The sequence below is a fragment of the Halolactibacillus alkaliphilus genome (assembly GCF_900115465.1).
GTDB classification, from domain to species: domain Bacteria; phylum Bacillota; class Bacilli; order Bacillales; family Amphibacillaceae; genus Halolactibacillus; species Halolactibacillus alkaliphilus.
This window is the reverse complement of the sequence record NZ_FOWN01000013.1, coordinates 46,239-65,604: the sequence shown is the minus strand read 5'-3', so window position 1 is coordinate 65,604 and position 19,366 is coordinate 46,239. Positions and strand designations below refer to the sequence as shown.

Genomic DNA, 19,366 nt, shown 5'->3' with positions numbered 1-19,366 from the left:
CTATGACGTCTGCTGACTTCTCTACCTTCCGTTTCATATCACTACGAACGTTTGGAATAAAGATAGAGATCTCCCCGGGTAAGAGTAGTCACTTTCCACTCATGTCACTGCTTCATTTACTCAATGAAATTTCGGGCAGTATTGGACTTCATCTTGTGTTGTAGACTTATCCATTTCACCGAGCCTTAGTATGAAGTTTCTGTTCGTCAGTGCAAGTGTTTGCGTCCGACTTCCTTCAGATTCTCCCTCACGGAAGACACCCTTGTCATTCGCTAACAGTTCCTACTGCCAAGTCTGTAATGGACTTTCACCACCAAGTTACTACCCATGCCGGGCGCACCACGAAAAAGCCATTAACTTAGCGTTAATGACTGATCGAGGCAAACCACATGAATATCATTCCATGATTGGTCCGCTTTATTTAATTGAATGACTAGTAGAAACGCTGATCAAAGAAACTGATGCTTCTTCCATCGCAGTAGAACTGGTCGAATTAAGAAGTCAACTGAAGCGCGAGCTTCCTCGCTGATTAGTCACCATCCGTATCACCTATCTCATAAAGACTTTGATATATGGCCTCTTTATTAAAAGCTAATGCTTCGAGTTCACTGTCTGCTTTTATCACTTGATTAAAACAGTCCTGTCCGATAAGCGCAACATAACCCGCGAGTTTTTTTACACTGTTTATCGTGATGGGACTAGTAAAGATCGCTGCCCCTTTTATCCAGCTTAACCAGTAAAATAATGGGTGAACGTGTGCAACATCAGGTAAAAGGACTGTTTCATCTGATTGAATTAAATGTTGGTCTGCTAGTCGCTCAATTAAAGTGATATGCTTATGTTGATACAGGTAACGTTCTTGCTTATAGTAAAGGATAACCATCGGCATGTTAGGGCTCACCCATGTAACATCAAGCGCAGCACGTTCATGAGCTAATTGATTCATATGTTCAACACATAGCTGCTGCTCAAGTCCACTCATCTTACTAACATCGACCGTTTTTCGTAACCGATAAGTCGTGATCAGTACTTTCACCTGTTCTGTTTCTGAAATTTCTTCAATGTCAGACGATGGCTGGTCCACAATTACGGCTACTGCACCTAATCGAATAACAGCTAACAATGCTTGTTGAAACAATAGACTATCATCGACATAGACGAGTATCTTATCTCCCGCCTTTACACCAATTAACATTAGTACCTGACTATAATGAACAACCTTTGATTTAAACGTGTGAAATGTCTTATGGATGCTATTTCCCTTTAAATAAGCTAAATGACATATATCATCCCCCTTACCTAAATCTAGATGGCGATCAATCAGATGAAACGCAGCATTTGTTTTTGGAGCATCCAAAGAGCCATTTTGCGTGTGGTATAACGCATGATGAAGCATTGACATGTTTTCCTCTCCTTCCAAGCAGATAAGTTCTTACTATAGCAATTGACGGCTTGAAAAGATGAAAAAAGAAAAACACCCATTCACTTAGTGAACGCGTGCTAACTTAGCCATTAACAGACATTCATCATTCAAAGCCATCGCTTTGCTGGTCGGGGCACCTTACCAATGTAGGTTGCCGTGAAGTCAAAGAGCCAGATCTCTCGTTCACTCATGATAAAAACTTATGTAGTTGTTTTACATATTATAACATAGCTATACTTTTTGTAAAGGCAATATACAGGTATAGGTTATATATGTGCCATCTTTGAATATACGTTGAGATTATTAAAGCTATCTTTCCCCCTAAATCACTTCTTCCTTTCCTGAATTTAAACTTTACCCCATTCACCTTCGCCCTATTTAAATCATTCATTAAAAGATTTAAGAGATTACCGATAACATGTTTAACGCTTACACTTTTCGGTTAGATACAGGATAAGGATAGAAAATATGATTGAATGGAGGCAATTTATATGACCATCAAGAAAACTATCAAAAAACTCGAAAGTTTATACTTAGAAACGCCTGAAAAAATCTTTACTATGTACTTAAACACCGATCCGGCTGATCCCGATCAACAAGGCGGCGAATGGCGAATTCACTTAAAAAATGGACTCAATCGATTTGAAAAATACTTAGATACAGACGGTAACCAAAGCGAGTTAAAAAACTTCCAAAAGGTTAAAAAAGCTGTCAAAGATTTCTTTAAAGAAAATGAACTTGATTTAAAGAAAAGTGTTGTTATTATTGCAACACCGGATGAATTTGTCTATAGTGACATCTTACAAATCCCCGTTGACACAGAATTTTTCTGGGAAGAAATCGCAAAAGTCGATCAGCTTGTAAGGTTGCACCAAGAATACCCTAAAGCTGGCGTCATATTAACTCAAAAAGAAGCGATTCGCTTAGTCGAGACTGAGCTTGGTAAACTTGTGGATACCGTTGTCTATGAATTAGACCTTGATACCGAAGACTGGCGCAAACACTCAGCGGTGAGTCGTAATCATTCATCCGCTAGTGCAACATCTGGTAAAAGCATTAATTTACGCGAACAGTTTATTGCACGGTTTGAAGAGAATCGTAAGCGATGGTATAAATCAATTACACCGATGCTAGATAAACTTGCGAAAGACCGTGAATGGGAATACATTTACCTCGTGGGACCACATGAAGAAACGCATGAACTAAAGGATTTAATGAATAAACCAATCAATGCTTGCATTGATAAGAATATGTTAGATGAACACCATGATAAAGTTATAAAAACGATCCATGATTTGTAATAACTAGGAACTGCAGCGATGCAGTTCCTCTTCTCATGGCAGAAGAAATAAACGATGTCCAAACGGCGCCATGGCGGTGACATAATGAGGAGACTAACGATGCGTTTAGGTGGTTATGTATTTATTGAACAATTAAACCCAGAGGTATGGGTAAAGAAACATGTAGAAAAAGGTTTTACTAGTGCCGTTTTACCAATCGATCACACCAGTACGAAAACAGAGCGTCATGACTACGTTTCTTTCGCAAAAGCGCACGATGTACTTTTAAGTGAGGTAGGCGCATGGAGTAACCCCATTAGTAAAAACGTTGAAAAAAGAAAACGCGCCATCGACTACATAAAGGAACAACTTGCCTTCAGTGATGAAATCGGTGCTAGAACATGCGTAAATATTGCAGGTTCACTCGGCAACGTATGGAATGGACCACATCATGATCACTATAAAGAATCGACTTTCGAGTTAATTGCTCGTACGGTTCAAGAGATTATTGATGATGTCGCCCCGAAGCGAACAACGTATAGTTTAGAAATGATGCCTTTTACACCTCCAAGCGATGTGTGGGATTATAAACAACTGATGGATATGATTGACAGAGAAGCATTTAAGATTCATTATGATCCAGTGAACATGATCAATAATCCGAAGCGCTATTATAAAAACGGCAGAGTTATGGCTGATTTCATCGATGAATTAGGGGATTTTTTAGTGAACGTGCACTTAAAAGATATTCTTCTTTTAAATGATTTAACGCTTCATTTAAAAGAAGTAACACCAGGAACAGGCGGTCTCAATTATCCTGTTTTACTGCAAAAACTCGATCAACTCGATCCTGATTTACCTGTAATCATCGAACACCTCCCCGACGAGGCAAGCTATGATTTGGCAAGTGATTACATTAGGTCCGTTGCAGAAAAACAGGGCATTCAATTAAAATAAGACAAGCCCTCGCTTGTCTTATTTTTGTATGCGGACTGTTTACTTCTTTTTCACTTAGCCTTGTTACAGAGTTAAACTATCTCCTATTTAAACAGATTAACGTATTTTGTGTGAGTGTTCTCTCTTATTTTTTTAAAAAATCACTGAATAGTAAACGGTGCTTGTAGTGTATGAGATGAATAATCATGACCTGCATGGACTGTTTTAATTAACCGATACTCTCCTTTTGTTAAGCCAGATAGAGAAAAGCCATTCTTATACGACTCTCCACCTGCTAATTCTATCGCAATCTCAATAAATGCTAAATCAAGAGGGACATCTCGCCAATGACCATCCACATATTTTTCTATTCGATAGGCAACACCAAATGTCAACGCTACTTGCCCTTCATTACGCATCTCCCATACTGCCTCATCGGACGTTTGGTTAACAACGTTAAGTGACATGGCCAGTTTCGGCTGAACGGTATAGAAAACAGAGAGTAAGCGATCTGTCACAACAGCATCATTATTTAAGCTTTCTAACTTCAACAAGTAAACCCCTTCATCTTCTGGTAATGTTAAAGTTGTCAGCTCTGTTTCTTGTTCAATCATGAGTTGATCAAAAGATACTTCTATCACGGGATTTCCTTGACGCACATCTCCATTACGAACAATGAGCGGTACAACTGACAACACGAGCGGCGTCGTTTTTGTCACTTGACCGCTTTGACTAAATAAGGAGACACCTACCTGACTGCCGGGTGCTTGGTAACCGGAAATAATAGAATAACCGACTTGACCAAGACCGTCATGTAAAAACCATTCTCCTGTCAGTGCTGCTTCACCGAGTAACTTGCCAAGTTCCGTTGGCTGCTGACTCAGATTTAAATAAGGTAAGTAGCCATCATCGATTGCTTGACCTTGTTCAATTCGACTAAAAAGATCCGCTTCATTAACTTCACCTAGCTGGTCATTCGTACAGCCTAAAAGTATGATGCATAGGCTCAACACGACAAGTTTCACACCTTTTCTGTTATTAAACATTTACCCTTTGCTCCTTCCCCGTTGCTTTATTTTATTTGTCGTTCATTTTTTCAAATCTTTATACCCTTACTTATTTCATTCCCTTTTCTCCACATGTTTATCACAAAAAATTTGTTTACCGAATCAGAAGATAAATATGGTAAAATGGTTTCTTGTATACAAGGAATTATTAACTATAGGAGTGAATTCAGATGTCAACAACATTGCAATTAGACAAAGCGCCCATTGGTCAACTTTTATTCACATTAGCGCTACCAAATATTTTTGCTCAGGTGGTCAACATGCTTTACAATATTGTCGACCGTATGTATATTGGTCGGATTCCTGAAGTGGGACCACTGGCCTTAACGGGGGTCGGCATTGCTTTTCCGATTTTCATCATTATTATGTCTTTTAGTTCACTAATTGGCATTGGTGGTGCACCGCAAGCCGCAATTAAAATGGGTGAAGGTAAGCATGAGGAAGCAGAGAAAATTCTTGGGACAGGGGTGACGACATTACTCATATTGTCACTTACTCTATCAGTGATTTTCTTCACCTTCGGTCAAGAGTTACTGCAACTATTTGGCGCAAGTGATGACACATTACCGTTTGCTTGGGATTACTTAAAAATCATTTCGCTCGGTTCAATTACTATTCAATTTGCCCTTGGTTTGAATCCGTATATTTCTACCCAAGGCTTCGCACTATTTAGCATGGTCACGATTTTGATTGGGGCAGGGTTAAATATTATTTTAGACCCGATCTTTATTTTTGTGTTTGATATGGGCGTGACGGGTGCTGCGATTGCGACGGTTATCTCACAAGCCGTTTCTGCTGTTTGGGTACTGATCTTTTTAACAGGTAAGAAAACACGACTCAAAATTAGGTTATCATACTTAAAAGTCAACCCTACCTACTTAATCATGATTGTCACACTTGGTATTTCTCCTTTTATCATGCAAAGTACCGAATCATTACTCAATATAACGTTCAATCGGTCTCTTCAACTGTATGGGGGCGATTTAGCTGTTGGGGCAATGACCATTACAGCTAGCTTAATGCAAATGCTCATTTTACCATTGATGGGCTTAAGTCAAGGGGCGCAACCTATTATGAGCTACAATTACGGCGCGGGCCATATTGAGCGTGTGAAACAAACATTTAACTTATTGTTTATCACATCACTCGGCTATTCGTTTCTTTTTTGGCTAAGTTTAAGGTTATTCCCACACATATTTATTGGTTTTTTCACCAACGATCCTGAGCTTATACAGACAACAACATACACGCTAAGTATTTATATGGCTGTTGTCTTTATGTTTGGCGCACAAATTTCATGTCAACAAGCCTTTATCGCATTATCACAAGCACGCGTATCGCTCTTTTTAGCCTTACTTCGAAAGATTATTTTATTGATTCCGCTTATTTTAATTTTACCACGGTTTATGGAAAACAAAACATTTGCGGTTCTTGTAAGTGAACCAATTGCCGACTTTATCTCAGTCGTCACTACAGTGACTGTCTTCTTTTATTTATTTAATAAAATTTTAACTAAGCGACAAATGGAACTTTCTTTAAAACAAACGAAAGTCCTCCCAAAATAACAGTTAAAAATAAGCCGGTTTAAGACATGTCAACATGTCCTAACCGGCTTATTAATCTTCTAGGTACATCATTTTCTTTGTCATCCCGCCGTCAATCACCACGTTCTCACCATTAATAAAATCCTGATCTTTATCCGCTAAAAATAAGCAGGCCCGAGCTATGTCTTCAGGTTTACCAACACGATTGGCCGGGTGTTGCAAGTGATCCTCATCTGATAATGCATGATAATCGCCCGTCTCAATCCAACCCGGGCTTATCGCATTTACTGTAATATGATAAGGTTGCAAGCTCATCGCTAACGCATGAGTCAATGACAACAGGGCGCCTTTAGAAGCTGCATAGCTTTCATTACCTGCTTCTGACATCAAGGCACGCGTCGAGGCAATATTTATGATGCGGCCACCCTTATCCATTCGTTTGACGACATGTTGAGTGAAAAGAATGGCACTATATAGATTTGTTTTCAATACGTGATCAAATGCTTCATATGTTAAGTCTAAAAAAGGTTCGGCCTGGGTTATCCCAACATTATTCACCAACACGGTAAAAGGTTGTTTAGCCTCGTCTGTCTGGTTAAAAAAATCTTCTACTTGTTGCCGGTCACTTACATCTACTTGCTTAAAGACAATACCCAGTTCTTTTTCTAACAAGCGGCCCTTATCTAGGTCACAATCGACAAATACGACCGCATATCCTGCCTCATGAAAAGCACGGACAATAGCCTCACCTATCCCTTTTGCACCACCGGTAATCAACACACGTTGTTTCATCTGTCTCGCCTCCAAATGAAGCCTTACTTCGTAATTTATAGTTAATCGCGGGCGCGATATACTTTCACAGTTAAATGTTTATCTTTATAACTTACTTCACCTTTATCTACGAGAGACCCCAATAAATTAAGTTCAAAGTGATTGCGATGCTCTCCCAACAGCGACCAATAGTAATCTTCGTATTCGACTTGACGCTCAGCGTTTAACAAGTGATACAATTCATCAACATCGTCTGGCTTTTGATCGATTTGGCCTACAATTGTGATCACGACATGTTGCTTTCCGTACTGAACATCAATCTGTACATCTACAATATGATGCATGAAAAAATAACTAAGTAATTCATTGACAATTTTGATCACTTTCATTCGCTCATGTGTCATGTCTATTTCCTCCTGCTTTTTCGATTAATTGAATCAAAGATAGGAACAAGTAAAGCTGCGACAAATCCACCACTAAAACCATTGTTGTATAGATTTAAACCACCATGAAGCATTGCTACATTCATCACCATCGAAATATGAACAAACCCTGCAATGATTCCATATGCAGGTCCATAAGCTCCAGCTATCGGTGCCAATGTCGTTCCAAATAGCCCAGCTAAAACAGCCCCTGTTGAGGAGACATCCCATACTTTAAGAAGAGAAGATAAGAATACCCCAACTAAAATAGGCCAAACATTTTTAATATGTTTACCAAATGCCCCAAAACCGACGACGGTAAACATCCCCCCTATTGTAGGACCATTAATCTCTCCACCAACGAGTAATATATAACCGAGTGACAAATACCCTAATAGCGCCATGTTAATCAATGTAATCCCAAAACCATTCATTGAGACAAAGTCTGTGACAAGACGACCAGACTGTCGTAACAATTTCTTATAAGACGCTTTCCTAAAGTGATTAAATAATACCCCAATTAATAATAAAAAGAAATAGAAGTAGGAAAAATAAATAAGAAAGATATCATTATGCCCCTCTAAAACTAAATGTACGATGGGTGTATCAAGGTTAAATGAGCGAAAAATCGCCATCATTAACATACCAATCATTCCTGCAGTAAAACCAACATTATATAAGTTAAATCCCTGATGAAACGGAATAAAGTGATTCGCCAAAGGTGGTAAAATGAAACCTGCCAACAAACCAAAACCAATACCTAGTGGCACTGAAAAATAAAGTGGGAAATCAAAGCCAAATGAAAGTTGGCTAACCAGCGGACCCAGTGCTGTTCCAAATAAAGCAGGCAGAAGTAATTTCCCTGGTACCGACTTTTGGTACTTTGCCCTTAAATAAACACCAAGTACGATCGGTATAACGTTATAAAGATTCTTTCCAAAAAAAGCAAAACCCATCACAGTAAAAGCGGCCGCAATAATTGGACCGTTCATATGCACATTATTGCGATATGACACTAAAATAGTTAAAAGCATTAATACGCCTGCATTAAAAAAGCTGGCCCCAATATTACCGACAACCATATAATCTGTTATAAGAATACTCGGACTAACAATAATCGCCTTTAAACCTATATAGATTTCTTCAGGTGTATTAAAGATCAAACTACTAAATAATATGACTAAAGCAAAAAAAGTGATGACGGCATATTTTATTGGATCATCTATCTTCAATCCCCGTTCATGTACCAGTCGATCATTTTTACGCCTCAGCTTTTTAAACCATCCCCAATTCTCCAATCTAAACTCCCCCTATTTAATCTCTCGCCCTATCTCCTATTCTTTATCTTTAAAAAGCTATAAGGCGTATTTTTCACTAGTATACATCGTTTTTCTTCTCAATTACCAGGCAAAAGCTTATAAATTTCTTCTGAGATAATAGATTTTTTTATTAAAAATAGACGAAAAACAATGTCATTAATAACCCCATTGTTAATAACAAAGCACGCACTTAACTTAAAGGAACTCTAAACTAGACCAACTTGTAGTCACTTATTTAAGTATTAGAAAAGCTTTTAAAAAAATCATCCACATATTTTAAAAAACGACAAAAAACGCCTATCTCTTTATAGATAAGCGTTTTTAAGAGTGACTTCGACTGGTCTCGAACCAGCGACCCCCACCCTGTCAAGGTGGTGCTCTCCCAACTGAGCTACGAAGTCATTGTATAAGGTTGGTTAAAATCGTAATTACATCATATATAAAAAGTAGCCTATTTGTCAATAAGTTTTTATCAAAAATGATTCAGAATACACCCCACAAGCTTCTCGTTTTTTGGTATGATAAGATAAGGCTCATTTTTGGGTCACCAGATTCTTTAGAAGAAAATGAGGAATGGTTATGCAAAAAAAATTACCAATCGATTATACGATTGTTTTTATTTTAGGATGTTTATTTGTCATTAGTTTACTTGCTATCTATAGCGGATCAGGTCAGTATGCCTTTGATGATCCTACTTATTTCATTAAGCGTCAATTAGTTTTTATTGTTTTAGGCTTTATCGTTATGATGGTTGTGGCAATGTTTGATTTTGAATTATTAGAGAAATGGACATGGCTTTTTTATATAGCTGGCTTAGGATTACTTGCGCTTGTTGAAGTAATCGGGATTGAACGCAACGGTTCGCAGCGATGGATTGACTTAAAAGTCACAGAAATTCAGCCGTCAGAATTCATGAAAATCTTTCTTGTTTTGCACATCGCTATGATTCTAAGTAAGATTGGTAAATACCGCTTAGACTTTAAAGAGAGTCTTTTTGTATTTATGAAAATCATGGTGTATATGACGATTCCCCTTTACCTCATTTGGCGACAACCAGATTTAGGCACTACGCTTATGATTTTATTTTCAGTCGCAGCGTTATTACTTATTTCTAGCCTCTCACTAAAATTATTAGGGATACTTACAGGTATAGGTCTAACTGGAATGGGTACACTAGTCTACTTATTTATGTATCGACGTGATATTTTAGATGAATTTGTTGCGCCACACCAAATGGCGCGTATATATGGTTGGTTAGATCCCGAAACATATTCACGCGGTTTTGGTTATCAACTCCAACAAGCGCTTCTTGGGATTGGTTCTGGACAATTATCTGGCTCGGGCTATCGGGAAGGCTATCAAGTACAAAGTGGACATATACCTGAGGCACACACAGACTTTATTTTTGCGGTAATCGGTGAAGAATTCGGCTTTATTGGGACAAGTATTCTCGTTGTTTTATTCTTCTTATTAATCTACCGCATTATCACCATTGCCTTACAAGCTAATTCTTTATTTGGCATGTATATATGTGTTGGTGTTATTTCATTGTTAACTTTTCAAGTTTTCCAAAACATCGGTATGACGATTGGGTTAATGCCTATCACAGGACTCGCGTTACCGTTTGTTAGTTACGGCGGGAGTGCTCTATTGACAAATATGATGGCAATTGGCCTAGTAACAAGTGTTCATCTAAGGACGAAGTCTTACATGTTTGGAAACGACGAAGATGAATAGAGGGATTGATGATGCGCGAGCGAATAAAACAATTTGATTATATTTTAATTGGGACAATTCTTGTCTTATGTATTTTCGGCTTAATCATGGTTTACACATCAAGTTATACACTAGGTGTACTTGATTACAACGATGGGTTACATTTCTTTAAACGTCAGCTCGCTTTCCTTGGTATAGGGTTGATTGTTATGACCGTCAGTAGCTTCATCTCACTTAAATTTGCTGGTAGAATGAGTCCACTGCTTATCTTTCTAAGTGGTATTCTACTCATCATGGTTTTAACACCGCAATTTGGAGTAGAACGTAACTCATCACAACGATGGGTTAATTTAGGGATCGTGTTTCAACCGTCTGAAATCGTAAAAATATTTTTAGTTATTTACTTCGCTCGATTTTATTCGAAACGCAAAGAACATTTTGATAGCTTTTTATACGGTGTTTTACCTCCTTTAGTTATATTCGCCGGTATTGCTTTTTTGATTATTTTACAACCCGATTTAGGTACGACCATACACCTGCTTGCTATTTGTGGTGTCATCATTATTTTTAGTGGTGTTAAAAAACTACACATTATTGGGTTAGCCATCACCGGCGCCGGACTTGCTGGTTTTTTAGCTTATATTGAGCCCTATCGATTCAGACGATTAACATCATTTATAGCCCCTTTTGAAGATTTACAAGGTTCCGGCTATCAACTAACGAGTTCATTCGTCTCGATGGCAAGCGGTGGGTTATTTGGTGCCGGTCTTGGTAATAGCGTACAAAAACTAGGCTATTTACCAGAAGCACATACCGATTTTATTATGTCCGTTATTGTTGAAGAATTAGGTGTTATCGGTATGGCGATTGTTATTGGATGTTACTTAGTAATTTTATTTCGAGGCATTAAGATTGCCAATGAAGCCTCGAATGATTATTACCGATTACTTGCGATCGGTATCACTTTCCAGATTATTATTCAAGCCGTTATCAATTTAGGCGCAATGTCTGGCCTCATGCCAATTACAGGAATACCTTTGCCGTTTGTGAGCTATGGTGGAACATCCCTTGTCTTTATGATGCTTGCTTCTGGGATTTTAATAAATGTATCTGGACGAAAGAAACCATCTGTTAATACACAAGCGGGCAGAACGACATATCGCTAAACGATAGGCGTGACTTCCGCTAAAAACTGGAGGGAAATGTTATGGATATTATAAAAGCAACAACACATAAAGAGCGAGAGGATGCATTTTCAGTCAGAGAAGCCGTATTTATCAACGAACAAGGCGTTGATGCTTCAATCGAACGAGATGCGCTTGATGATACCGCTACACACATCATTGGCTACATAAATCAGTCACCGGTAGCATGTTTGAGATTCACATCATACAGTCAAGCAGCTAAAGTTCAACGGATGGCAGTAATAAAAGCACATCGTGAGGAAGGGTTAGGCAAAAAACTGATGTTAGAAGCCGAGGTTCATATGAAACAAGCAGGGTTCACTAAGAGTATTCTACATGCACAAACTCATGCGGCAGGCTTTTATCAACAATTAGGCTATACAAAGGTTTCTAAACCATTCTTAGAAGCAAATATCGCCCATGTGGCGATGGAAAAAAACTTATAATATGTATAAACCCCTCCTGTTTTGGCCATGTTAAATGAACAGGAGGGGTTATTATGCATTCATGGATCGAGCTCTTTTTTAAAACTGTCATAGGCTTTATCTTGCTAATGATTGTTACAAAAGTGCTTGGAAAAACACAAATCCGTCAACTTACTGCTTTTGATTTTATTTCAGCGCTTATCCTCGGTGAATTCGTAGGAAATGCTCTCTATGATAAGGAGACAAATCTTCTACACGTGACTTTTACATTATTCATATGGGGTAGTTTAATGATGATTATTGAAATTACAACGCAGAAATTTAAAGAAACCAGACATTTACTTGAAGGAAAACCAGACATTATCATTGAAAACGGCATCATCGATCGCGAGATGATGAAACGAAACCATTTAGACTTTAACCAGCTACAGCATTTACTTAGAATGAAGGACGTTTTTCAAATAAAAGACGTCAATGTAGCCATACTTGAGACAGACGGAACTATCTCTGTATTAAAAAAATCAGATCCTTTAGAGGCGCTACCTGTCAATTTAATTAATGATGGTGAAATTATTACAAATAATTTAACAGTGATCGGCAAGGATGACGTTTGGTTAAAAGAACAATTAAAAAAACAAAATGCCTCCGATATATCGGCAATCTTCAGCTGTGAATACACAAAAAATGAGCCCTTAGCCATTCAATGGCGCTAGGCTCATTTTTTATATTAATTTTCACCTATACAAATGCATCAATATAGTAACCTTTGCCTGTTAATTCTTGTTGAAGTTTTTGTAAGGGTGACTGTTTTTCTTTAGGCGGTGCCATTGACTTTTCTCTTTTTGATGAATGAAAGAGATGTGAATCAATCGATTGTCCCGAATGATGCTTGGATTCAATTGATGGGACACGCTCAAGTTGGTCAAGCTTAAATGGCTCTACCTCATTGCCGATTACCCGGTTATGATATGCTTGATATACATACTGATCTATCGGAAGTACATAGCCCATGTCCCTTATCTCCTTTCATACGTTCGTTTTTAGGGTTTATCTATTAATATAATTATACCCGTTTTGTTGAAAAAAGAAACCTTCTTGATTGACCTCACACATTCATCTTCTCTTCATATACTATCAGTAACCAAATTGGTTAATTGATAAATGAGAGGAGTTTTCTTATGACTTGTGGATCTTCGTTTGAGGGTAATCATTGCGTCACCAATGTCTTACGCGAGATTGCTGAAGCACAAAAAAAGCTTGGCCCTTGCCAATGTGACTCAAGTTGCGAACAGTCTATTTCTGATTTGTTTGGATCATGTCAAGAAGGCAGCCATTTCGATACAGTACCCGTTTTGCTCTATTGTCGCAATTGCCAACCGTTCAAAGGTTACGGAGCTAAACCAAAAAAAATTGAACAAGTCTTTTCGAGCTACTATTTCCGAGTCAAATCGGTTGATCGTCACTGCTGTATATTAGAACTGTTACGGGATCACTGTCAAGAAGCACTTGACCCAGCATCACCAATCGAACAAAAGACCGGTAAACTACGCGGAACAGGCGTATGTATTACTGTCGACCCTGAGTGTTTTTGCCATATCACCTGTTTACCTGCCATACGTGCCCTATAAGTTAATCTCCCCACAAGCAAGTGACTTGTGGGGTTATTTAATCCCAATAATCTGAAAACTGTCAATATCAGTCATTGATAGCACTGTGTTTTTTCTTCCTGTATCAATTGTTAGCAAATCATCATCACGTTGTACCGGTATGCCTACATAATAGTCCCCTGTTTTTAGTACTACTTTAATTTCATGTCTAATACTAAGCATCGATGGTTTTAGTAAAGCATCGATATCTGTTATTAACGTGTTGCTTGCTAGTAGCGGATCTGATAATGCACGTAACGGAATATCCTCATTTGTTTGCTGTTTATCATTTTGCGATACATACTCTTCTAACGTCTCTAATTTACTTAAAGTTATCTTTCGCTTAGGCATTGAAATCCCTCCTTAGGCTATGTATATGACCAATAAACAATAGATATGACATTTGCTTGTCTTTAACACAAAAAGACTTAACCATTTCTGGTTAAGCCTTTTTGTGTTATATTTCAACGCTTATTTCGCCTAAAACAGCTGCGTTCAGACAGCTTAAAAAAGGATGAAGTCGCTGGAAATTCAAATTTATACTAGCCCTAAAATGCTATAGCCTGAATCAACGTGAATTATCTCACCTGTCACTCCACTTGATAAATCACTTAGTAAGTAATACGCATTTGAACCAACTTCTTCTTGTGTTACTGTCCGTCTTAGCGGTGCTTTAGCTTCGATTTCTTTTAAAATACTATTAAAATCGCCTACCCCTTTCGCTGAAAGGGTACGAATCGGACCAGCAGAAATCGCATTGATTCGAATATTTGCTTTGCCTAAGTCATTTGCTAAGTATTTCATTGAAGCATCTAGACTCGCTTTTGCAACGCCCATAATATTATAATTTTGAACCACACGTTCGCCACCTAAATACGTTAGAGTAACGATACTTCCACCTTCAGTCATGAGTGGTTCAGCTTGACGTGAAACAGCCACTAACGAATACGCGCTAATATTATGTGCTGTTAAGAAACCATCACGGCTTGTATTTTTAAATTCACCTTTTAGATCATCTTTATCCGCAAAGGCAATACAGTGCGCTAATCCATGAATGATGCCAACATCTTCTTTTATTGATGCAAAAGCTTGTTCAATGGATTGATCATCACTTACATCACACTCATAAAAATGCGTTACCTCTTGATTTAAAGTAGCTGCTAAATCACGAACAGACTTTTCAAAACGCGGACTTAAATAGGTGAAAATAAGGTTAGCCCCTGCTTCATCTAACGCTTTAGCAATCCCCCAAGCAAGTGAACGCTTATTGGCTACACCCATAACGACATACGTACGACCTTCTAAAGAAAAATTCATATTCAATAACCTCCGGTTTTATCACTTGTTATTAGTACCTAGTACTATATTAACGAATAAATAAACTTTTGGCAATCTTTTTTTAAAAAACAGAGGCAAGACTGCCTCTGCTTTATCTTTTAATCATATATCATTCATACTATTTTTCGGTTATAGACGTCATTACTCAATCTTTCGTTTGTTTCATTTTCATTAGCAGTTAAATAAGAAACTGCATAAAGGCCGTGGCAAGACCAAAATATATCACAACGGAAATAATATCGTTAATTGTCGTAATAAAAGGCCCTGAAGCAACTGCGGGATCTACTTTAAAGTAATGCATAAGTAGAGGTACTAAGGCTCCTGAGACCGTTGCTACTAATAACGTTGTCATAATAGCTAAACCAACGACAAAACCTAAAAAGAACGTCCCTTGCCAAATATATATTATCCCCCAAATCGATAAACCACACGTTAAACCGATGATGGCGCCTGTTGTTAATTCACGCATCACAATCTTATGAATCCCTTGCGCTTGAAAGTCCCCCGTAGTAATCCCACGAACAGCAACAGCCAATGCTTGCGTACCTGTATTACCAGCCATACCGGCGATAAGTGGTAGGAAGATAGCTAGTAAAGCCACTTGATCTAACGTTTCTTCAAATCGACTAATAATACTGGCAGTGAATAAACCTAAAAACATTAAAATAATCAGCCACGGTAAGCGGTTTTTTGCTGACTGCACTGGTGTTAAATCTGCTGAGTCAACATCGACACCGGCTAGTTTTGAATAGTCATCATTTGCTTCTTCTTCCATTACATCCATAATATCATCAACTGTGATGATACCGAGTAAATGATGTTGAAAATCTACGACTGGTAGAGCTAAGAAATCATAATCTCTAACCATTTGCGCTACTTGAGCTTGATCATCAGCAACTGACACAGATACGACTCGATCACTCATCACATCTTGAATAATTTCTTGTCCATCAGCAATAATTAAATCACGTAATGAAATAACACCAACAAGTTTACGTTCTTGGTCAACAACATAGATATAGTATATAGTTTCTGCATCAGGTGCTTCTTGGCGCAAATGGCGCATGGCTTCTTTGACACTCATATCAGTCGTAACAACTACAAACTCAGTCGTCATTATACTACCAGCTGTTTTTTCTTCATAGTGCAATAAATCTTTAATTTCATCAGCGGCTTCTTCTTCCATAATGGTTAAATAGCTCGCCACTTTATCTTTATCTAAATCATTTAATATATCCACCGCATCATCGGTTGCAACCTCTGAAAGTACCTCAGCTGCATATGTTGGATTCATCTCCGTAATAAATTCACCTACACGATCTTCATTTATATGTTCAATCACATCAGCCATCTCTTCAGGCGATAAGTAACTATATACTAAATGACGTTCATCCTCAAGTAATTCCTCAAATAATTCAGATTGATCATATGGGTGCATTTCTAAAAACTCATCTCTAAAACGATGCATATCTAGACCTGCTAAAGCTTCTTCAACTTCATTATATAATGGTGCCTTTTCTTCTTGATCTAACTTCTCCACAAAAACCCCTCCATCCCTACATTACTTAACACTTTATTTTACCACAAGATAATAGGTATGAAAAATCAGCCTATCTTTTTATTTAGTTTCTCTCCTTAATATTAGCAAGTAATACATCCCTGCATACCTTTGTTTTTTTAATGAACATGAAAAATAGCCATTAGTCAGGCATCATAGCTTGACTAATGGCTTTTTATTCACACGAAAAATTGCGAGAAGAAATAACTAATACTTGCGACTAAGCCTCCTAGAGACGTTCCCCAAATCAAGTCAATGATCGTAATCTTAATTGGCCAACCTTCTAATGTTGCTAGGTTGGTTAAGTCATATGTTGAATAAGTAATAAAACCAAACAACATACCTCTAAGTAGCGCATCAATAATACTTTGCGACTCAAGTGCTGGATTTATTACAAAGTAAACCAAACCAAAAATGAAAATGAGATAAAAGATTATCGCCGCTGTCCAATTAGGCTTTTTACTCATAATAAAACCAATTTGGTCTTGATATAAATTCTTCGCAATAAAGCCAAGCCAAATCAAATCAATCACAATAAATACTACAAAAGTTATAAAATAGACAATTAAAAATTTCATCCTATCCCTCCTTGTATAATAAGTTTATCGTTAAGATCTCGGATTTGATCTTAACTCTTCAATCACTAATTAGTGATTGGAGGACACCCCCACGGGGTGGGAAAATTGGAAATAAGCTCTTTTGTTCCTGGATAATTTCATATAATAACGTCGAAAGTACAAAATAAGCGCGCTCAAATTTCATTGAACATGGAGTAATTCTTTTGACTTAATACCATAATGCTTACTAATTAATTCTAATAACAACTATTCAGTAATATAGGCAACAGCAACGGCACCTTTTCCTGCACCCATTGCGATAATACCTGAACTTTTTGTGACATAAACCGGTGGTTTATTTAACGTTTGTGTGAGTGATTCGCTGAATGCTTGTCCTAATGATGGATCATCAACATAGGTCACAGCGTAATACTTAATTCCTTTTGTACGGTTTAAATTCGCTAAATGCTTTAATATCTTTTTCAGTGCTTTTTCAGGATGGAAGGCAATTTTAAATATACCTCCTTCTCCTTTTTCATCTAATGTCACAATCGGACGTAATCCGACTTTTTTCGCCAATTGCCCCGCCCGAACACTCAACCTTCCAGACGCAATCATATTGTCCAGTGTATTGATTTTTACGAGTATTTTCGAATCACTGATCGATTGGTTTGCTCGTTGAATGAGCGCATCTAACGGTTGATTGTCTTTTAATTGTTGGACAGCTTCCCAAACAATTAAACCTTCCGCAACTGAGTTTTGCTTTGTATCAATAATATGAATTTTATTTTTATCTCTATTAAAACTTTCTGCAGCCTTCATAAATACATTGTATGTGCCACTTAACGCACTAGCGACAGTAAATACGATGATGTGATCATAATAGCTCAATAAATACCGGTAATTGTTTTCTATATGCTTAATTGTCGGTTGTGAAGACGTAGGATGTGTCTGTTTTTCACTCGCTAACTCAAACAAGCGCTCATTCGTAACCGTTAATTTATCTAAATAGGCCTCTTCGCCTACTAGAATAGACAAGTTTACGACATGCACTTGTTCATCATCAATGACCTCTTGAGGTAAATCAGCAATAGAGTCTGTAACAATTACGGTTTGATATTTACGGTTGTGTATTCGGTTATATTGTCCAACCATATCATCAACTTTTTGTTCAAGTATCTTACCGTAGCCACTTAATCGTTTAAACATGTCACTCGGCTCATTTGTATGCACATGAACACGCACCTTATGCTTACCATTTACCTGAACAATTGAATCCCCTAAATCATGGAGCAATTCTTTTAGATCGGGTAAATCTGCGTGTTTTTCAATTAACGCTTCCGTACAGTAACGATAATGAAGCGATTCACCATCCTCGTGATCAATTTCCGGAATAACTTCCTCAGATGTAAGCGCATCATCTGTAATCAACTTACCTTTTAGACCATCTAAAAACCCCTTAACAAAATAAGCAAAACCTTTCGCACCCGAATCAACAACAGATGACTGTTTTAGAATCTTCAATTGATCTGTCGTATGATCAACAGCAATATCTACTTGTTTTAATGCACTCTCAATCAGCGCATCAAATGAAGCGATAGTATGAGCTGCTTCATGAAGCGCATCATGAAATGCCCGCATAATTGTTAACATTGTCCCCTCTACGGGCTTTTCTAGCGCTTGATAAGCATAGTCCATACCAGCTTTACTTGCGAGAATAAAAGATTCTTTTGTTACCAAGGTTTGAGCATCTATCGCTTCACTTAGTCCTTGAAAATATTGCGCGAAAATTAAACCTGAATTACCTCGCGCACCAATAATAGCGGAATCTGCGATTGATTCTAATGTTAATTTTGCATCTTCTTTTAATTCAGCATGATATACGATACTTTGCATGGTCGAAAAGAGATTGCTTCCCGTATCCCCATCCGCAACTGGAAATACATTGATTTTGTTTAAAAACATGCGATTATGCATAACTTCCTTTGCACCATTAATTAAGCTCTGATAAAGTGTTTCATGTGTAATAGTTTCCATATGTGCCCCCCGTAACCTCTTGACATAAAAATATTAACAAAACCATTATATATTGTAAAAACATGTTTGTTAAGTATAGTCGCTTTTCCCTATTTCAATCCTACTTAAACCTAACTTTTGAGCATGACTTATGAATGCTTCAT

Annotated in this window: 19 protein-coding genes, 1 tRNA gene and 1 riboswitch; of the genes, 8 read left to right on the top strand and 12 right to left on the bottom strand. The window is 37.7% G+C overall.

Annotated features, from left to right (window positions below; translation table 11 throughout):
- Positions 1-529: 529 nt before the first annotated feature.
- Positions 530-1,402 (bottom strand): AMP-binding protein, encoded by an 873-nt coding sequence (locus BM163_RS07105; RefSeq protein ID WP_089801631.1) that lies wholly within the window; start codon positions 1,400-1,402, stop codon positions 530-532.
- 118 nt (positions 1,403-1,520) lie between these two features.
- A riboswitch (SAM riboswitch) is annotated at positions 1,521-1,622 on the bottom strand.
- 292 nt (positions 1,623-1,914) lie between these two features.
- On the opposite strand from BM163_RS07105, the gene BM163_RS07100 reads away from it, so the two are divergent.
- Positions 1,915-2,724, top strand: coding sequence for a VLRF1 family aeRF1-type release factor (locus BM163_RS07100; RefSeq protein ID WP_089801629.1), 810 nt, complete (start codon positions 1,915-1,917; stop codon positions 2,722-2,724).
- A 99-nt stretch (positions 2,725-2,823) separates the two neighbouring features.
- Entirely contained in the window at positions 2,824-3,660 is an 837-nt protein-coding gene (locus tag BM163_RS07095) for a sugar phosphate isomerase/epimerase family protein (RefSeq protein ID WP_089801627.1), read from the top strand.
- A 140-nt stretch (positions 3,661-3,800) separates the two neighbouring features.
- On the opposite strand, the gene BM163_RS07090 is transcribed toward BM163_RS07095, so the two are convergent.
- Entirely contained in the window at positions 3,801-4,685 is an 885-nt protein-coding gene (locus tag BM163_RS07090; protein ID WP_089801625.1) for an immunoglobulin-like domain-containing protein, read from the bottom strand.
- A 191-nt stretch (positions 4,686-4,876) separates the two neighbouring features.
- On the opposite strand from BM163_RS07090, the gene BM163_RS07085 reads away from it, so the two are divergent.
- On the top strand, positions 4,877-6,271 hold the full coding sequence (locus BM163_RS07085; RefSeq protein ID WP_089801623.1) for an MATE family efflux transporter: 1,395 nt from the start codon (positions 4,877-4,879) through the stop codon (positions 6,269-6,271).
- A 51-nt stretch (positions 6,272-6,322) separates the two neighbouring features.
- On the opposite strand, the gene BM163_RS07080 is transcribed toward BM163_RS07085, so the two are convergent.
- The 4 genes from BM163_RS07080 to BM163_RS07065 all read right to left on the bottom strand — a co-directional run bounded on the left by BM163_RS07080 (position 6,323) and on the right by BM163_RS07065 (position 9,163).
- Entirely contained in the window at positions 6,323-7,042 is a 720-nt protein-coding gene (locus tag BM163_RS07080; RefSeq protein ID WP_089801621.1) for an SDR family NAD(P)-dependent oxidoreductase, read from the bottom strand.
- Positions 7,043-7,083: 41 nt separating this feature from the next.
- Positions 7,084-7,425, bottom strand: a complete 342-nt coding sequence (locus BM163_RS07075) for a hypothetical protein (protein ID WP_089801619.1) — start codon at positions 7,423-7,425, stop codon at positions 7,084-7,086.
- Between the two features lie 2 nt (positions 7,426-7,427).
- Entirely contained in the window at positions 7,428-8,741 is a 1,314-nt protein-coding gene (locus tag BM163_RS07070) for a DUF1576 domain-containing protein (protein ID WP_218029754.1), read from the bottom strand.
- A 349-nt stretch (positions 8,742-9,090) separates the two neighbouring features.
- Positions 9,091-9,163: transfer RNA gene (locus BM163_RS07065), tRNA-Val, on the bottom strand.
- A gap of 178 nt (positions 9,164-9,341) precedes the next feature.
- Between BM163_RS07065 and rodA the strand changes: the two genes are divergently transcribed.
- From rodA to BM163_RS07045, 4 genes are read left to right on the top strand one after another with little or no spacing between them, the layout of a single operon-like run.
- Positions 9,342-10,499 carry a rod shape-determining protein RodA gene (rodA, locus tag BM163_RS07060; RefSeq protein WP_089801617.1) on the top strand — a complete coding sequence of 386 codons (1,158 nt, stop codon included), beginning with the start codon at positions 9,342-9,344 and terminating at the stop codon, positions 10,497-10,499.
- 11 nt (positions 10,500-10,510) lie between these two features.
- Positions 10,511-11,644, top strand: coding sequence for a putative lipid II flippase FtsW (gene ftsW, locus BM163_RS07055; RefSeq protein WP_174787622.1), 1,134 nt, complete (start codon positions 10,511-10,513; stop codon positions 11,642-11,644).
- A gap of 41 nt (positions 11,645-11,685) precedes the next feature.
- On the top strand, positions 11,686-12,108 hold the full coding sequence (locus BM163_RS07050; protein WP_089801613.1) for a GNAT family N-acetyltransferase: 423 nt from the start codon (positions 11,686-11,688) through the stop codon (positions 12,106-12,108).
- A gap of 53 nt (positions 12,109-12,161) precedes the next feature.
- Entirely contained in the window at positions 12,162-12,800 is a 639-nt protein-coding gene (locus BM163_RS07045) for a DUF421 domain-containing protein (RefSeq protein ID WP_089801611.1), read from the top strand.
- A 25-nt stretch (positions 12,801-12,825) separates the two neighbouring features.
- Here the strand turns inward: BM163_RS07045 and BM163_RS07040 are convergent, their stop codons facing one another.
- A complete protein-coding gene (locus BM163_RS07040) occupies positions 12,826-13,098 on the bottom strand; it encodes a hypothetical protein (RefSeq protein WP_089801609.1) in 273 nt (90 codons plus the stop codon).
- Positions 13,099-13,265: 167 nt separating this feature from the next.
- Between BM163_RS07040 and BM163_RS07035 the strand changes: the two genes are divergently transcribed.
- The gene (locus BM163_RS07035; protein WP_089801606.1) at positions 13,266-13,715 is read left to right on the top strand and encodes a CotY/CotZ family spore coat protein; all 450 of its coding nucleotides are present in this window, start codon (positions 13,266-13,268) and stop codon (positions 13,713-13,715) included.
- 33 nt (positions 13,716-13,748) lie between these two features.
- Here the strand turns inward: BM163_RS07035 and BM163_RS07030 are convergent, their stop codons facing one another.
- The 5 genes from BM163_RS07030 to BM163_RS07010 all read right to left on the bottom strand — a co-directional run bounded on the left by BM163_RS07030 (position 13,749) and on the right by BM163_RS07010 (position 19,223).
- Positions 13,749-14,084 (bottom strand): hypothetical protein, encoded by a 336-nt coding sequence (locus BM163_RS07030; protein WP_089801604.1) that lies wholly within the window; start codon positions 14,082-14,084, stop codon positions 13,749-13,751.
- Between the two features lie 186 nt (positions 14,085-14,270).
- The gene (gene fabI, locus BM163_RS07025) at positions 14,271-15,050 is read right to left on the bottom strand and encodes an enoyl-ACP reductase FabI (RefSeq protein WP_089801602.1); all 780 of its coding nucleotides are present in this window, start codon (positions 15,048-15,050) and stop codon (positions 14,271-14,273) included.
- A gap of 199 nt (positions 15,051-15,249) precedes the next feature.
- Positions 15,250-16,611, bottom strand: coding sequence for a magnesium transporter (gene mgtE / locus BM163_RS07020; RefSeq protein ID WP_089801601.1), 1,362 nt, complete (start codon positions 16,609-16,611; stop codon positions 15,250-15,252).
- A gap of 197 nt (positions 16,612-16,808) precedes the next feature.
- The gene (locus BM163_RS07015; protein ID WP_089801599.1) at positions 16,809-17,207 is read right to left on the bottom strand and encodes a DUF2177 family protein; all 399 of its coding nucleotides are present in this window, start codon (positions 17,205-17,207) and stop codon (positions 16,809-16,811) included.
- A 246-nt stretch (positions 17,208-17,453) separates the two neighbouring features.
- Positions 17,454-19,223, bottom strand: a complete 1,770-nt coding sequence (locus tag BM163_RS07010; RefSeq protein ID WP_089801597.1) for a DegV family protein — start codon at positions 19,221-19,223, stop codon at positions 17,454-17,456.
- Positions 19,224-19,366 lie beyond the last annotated feature (143 nt).

What these genes read in the sequence shown, in the direction of transcription:
- BM163_RS07040 (WP_089801609.1), bottom strand. Translation starts at nt 13,098, where the DNA reads ATGGGCTATGTACTTCCGATAGATCAGTATGTATATCAAGCATATCAT.
- rodA (WP_089801617.1), top strand. Translation starts at nt 9,342, where the DNA reads ATGCAAAAAAAATTACCAATCGATTATACGATTGTTTTTATTTTAGGA.
- BM163_RS07075 (WP_089801619.1), bottom strand. Translation starts at nt 7,425, where the DNA reads ATGACACATGAGCGAATGAAAGTGATCAAAATTGTCAATGAATTACTT.
- BM163_RS07090 (WP_089801625.1), bottom strand. Translation starts at nt 4,685, where the DNA reads ATGTTTAATAACAGAAAAGGTGTGAAACTTGTCGTGTTGAGCCTATGC.
- BM163_RS07045 (WP_089801611.1), top strand. Translation starts at nt 12,162, where the DNA reads ATGCATTCATGGATCGAGCTCTTTTTTAAAACTGTCATAGGCTTTATC.
- BM163_RS07030 (WP_089801604.1), bottom strand. Translation starts at nt 14,084, where the DNA reads ATGCCTAAGCGAAAGATAACTTTAAGTAAATTAGAGACGTTAGAAGAG.
- BM163_RS07100 (WP_089801629.1), top strand. Translation starts at nt 1,915, where the DNA reads ATGACCATCAAGAAAACTATCAAAAAACTCGAAAGTTTATACTTAGAA.
- BM163_RS07105 (WP_089801631.1), bottom strand. Translation starts at nt 1,402, where the DNA reads ATGTCAATGCTTCATCATGCGTTATACCACACGCAAAATGGCTCTTTG.
- BM163_RS07050 (WP_089801613.1), top strand. Translation starts at nt 11,686, where the DNA reads ATGGATATTATAAAAGCAACAACACATAAAGAGCGAGAGGATGCATTT.
- BM163_RS07085 (WP_089801623.1), top strand. Translation starts at nt 4,877, where the DNA reads ATGTCAACAACATTGCAATTAGACAAAGCGCCCATTGGTCAACTTTTA.
- BM163_RS07015 (WP_089801599.1), bottom strand. Translation starts at nt 17,207, where the DNA reads ATGAAATTTTTAATTGTCTATTTTATAACTTTTGTAGTATTTATTGTG.
- BM163_RS07095 (WP_089801627.1), top strand. Translation starts at nt 2,824, where the DNA reads ATGCGTTTAGGTGGTTATGTATTTATTGAACAATTAAACCCAGAGGTA.
- BM163_RS07035 (WP_089801606.1), top strand. Translation starts at nt 13,266, where the DNA reads ATGACTTGTGGATCTTCGTTTGAGGGTAATCATTGCGTCACCAATGTC.
- fabI (WP_089801602.1), bottom strand. Translation starts at nt 15,050, where the DNA reads ATGAATTTTTCTTTAGAAGGTCGTACGTATGTCGTTATGGGTGTAGCC.
- BM163_RS07010 (WP_089801597.1), bottom strand. Translation starts at nt 19,223, where the DNA reads ATGGAAACTATTACACATGAAACACTTTATCAGAGCTTAATTAATGGT.
- ftsW (WP_174787622.1), top strand. Translation starts at nt 10,511, where the DNA reads ATGCGCGAGCGAATAAAACAATTTGATTATATTTTAATTGGGACAATT.
- BM163_RS07080 (WP_089801621.1), bottom strand. Translation starts at nt 7,042, where the DNA reads ATGAAACAACGTGTGTTGATTACCGGTGGTGCAAAAGGGATAGGTGAG.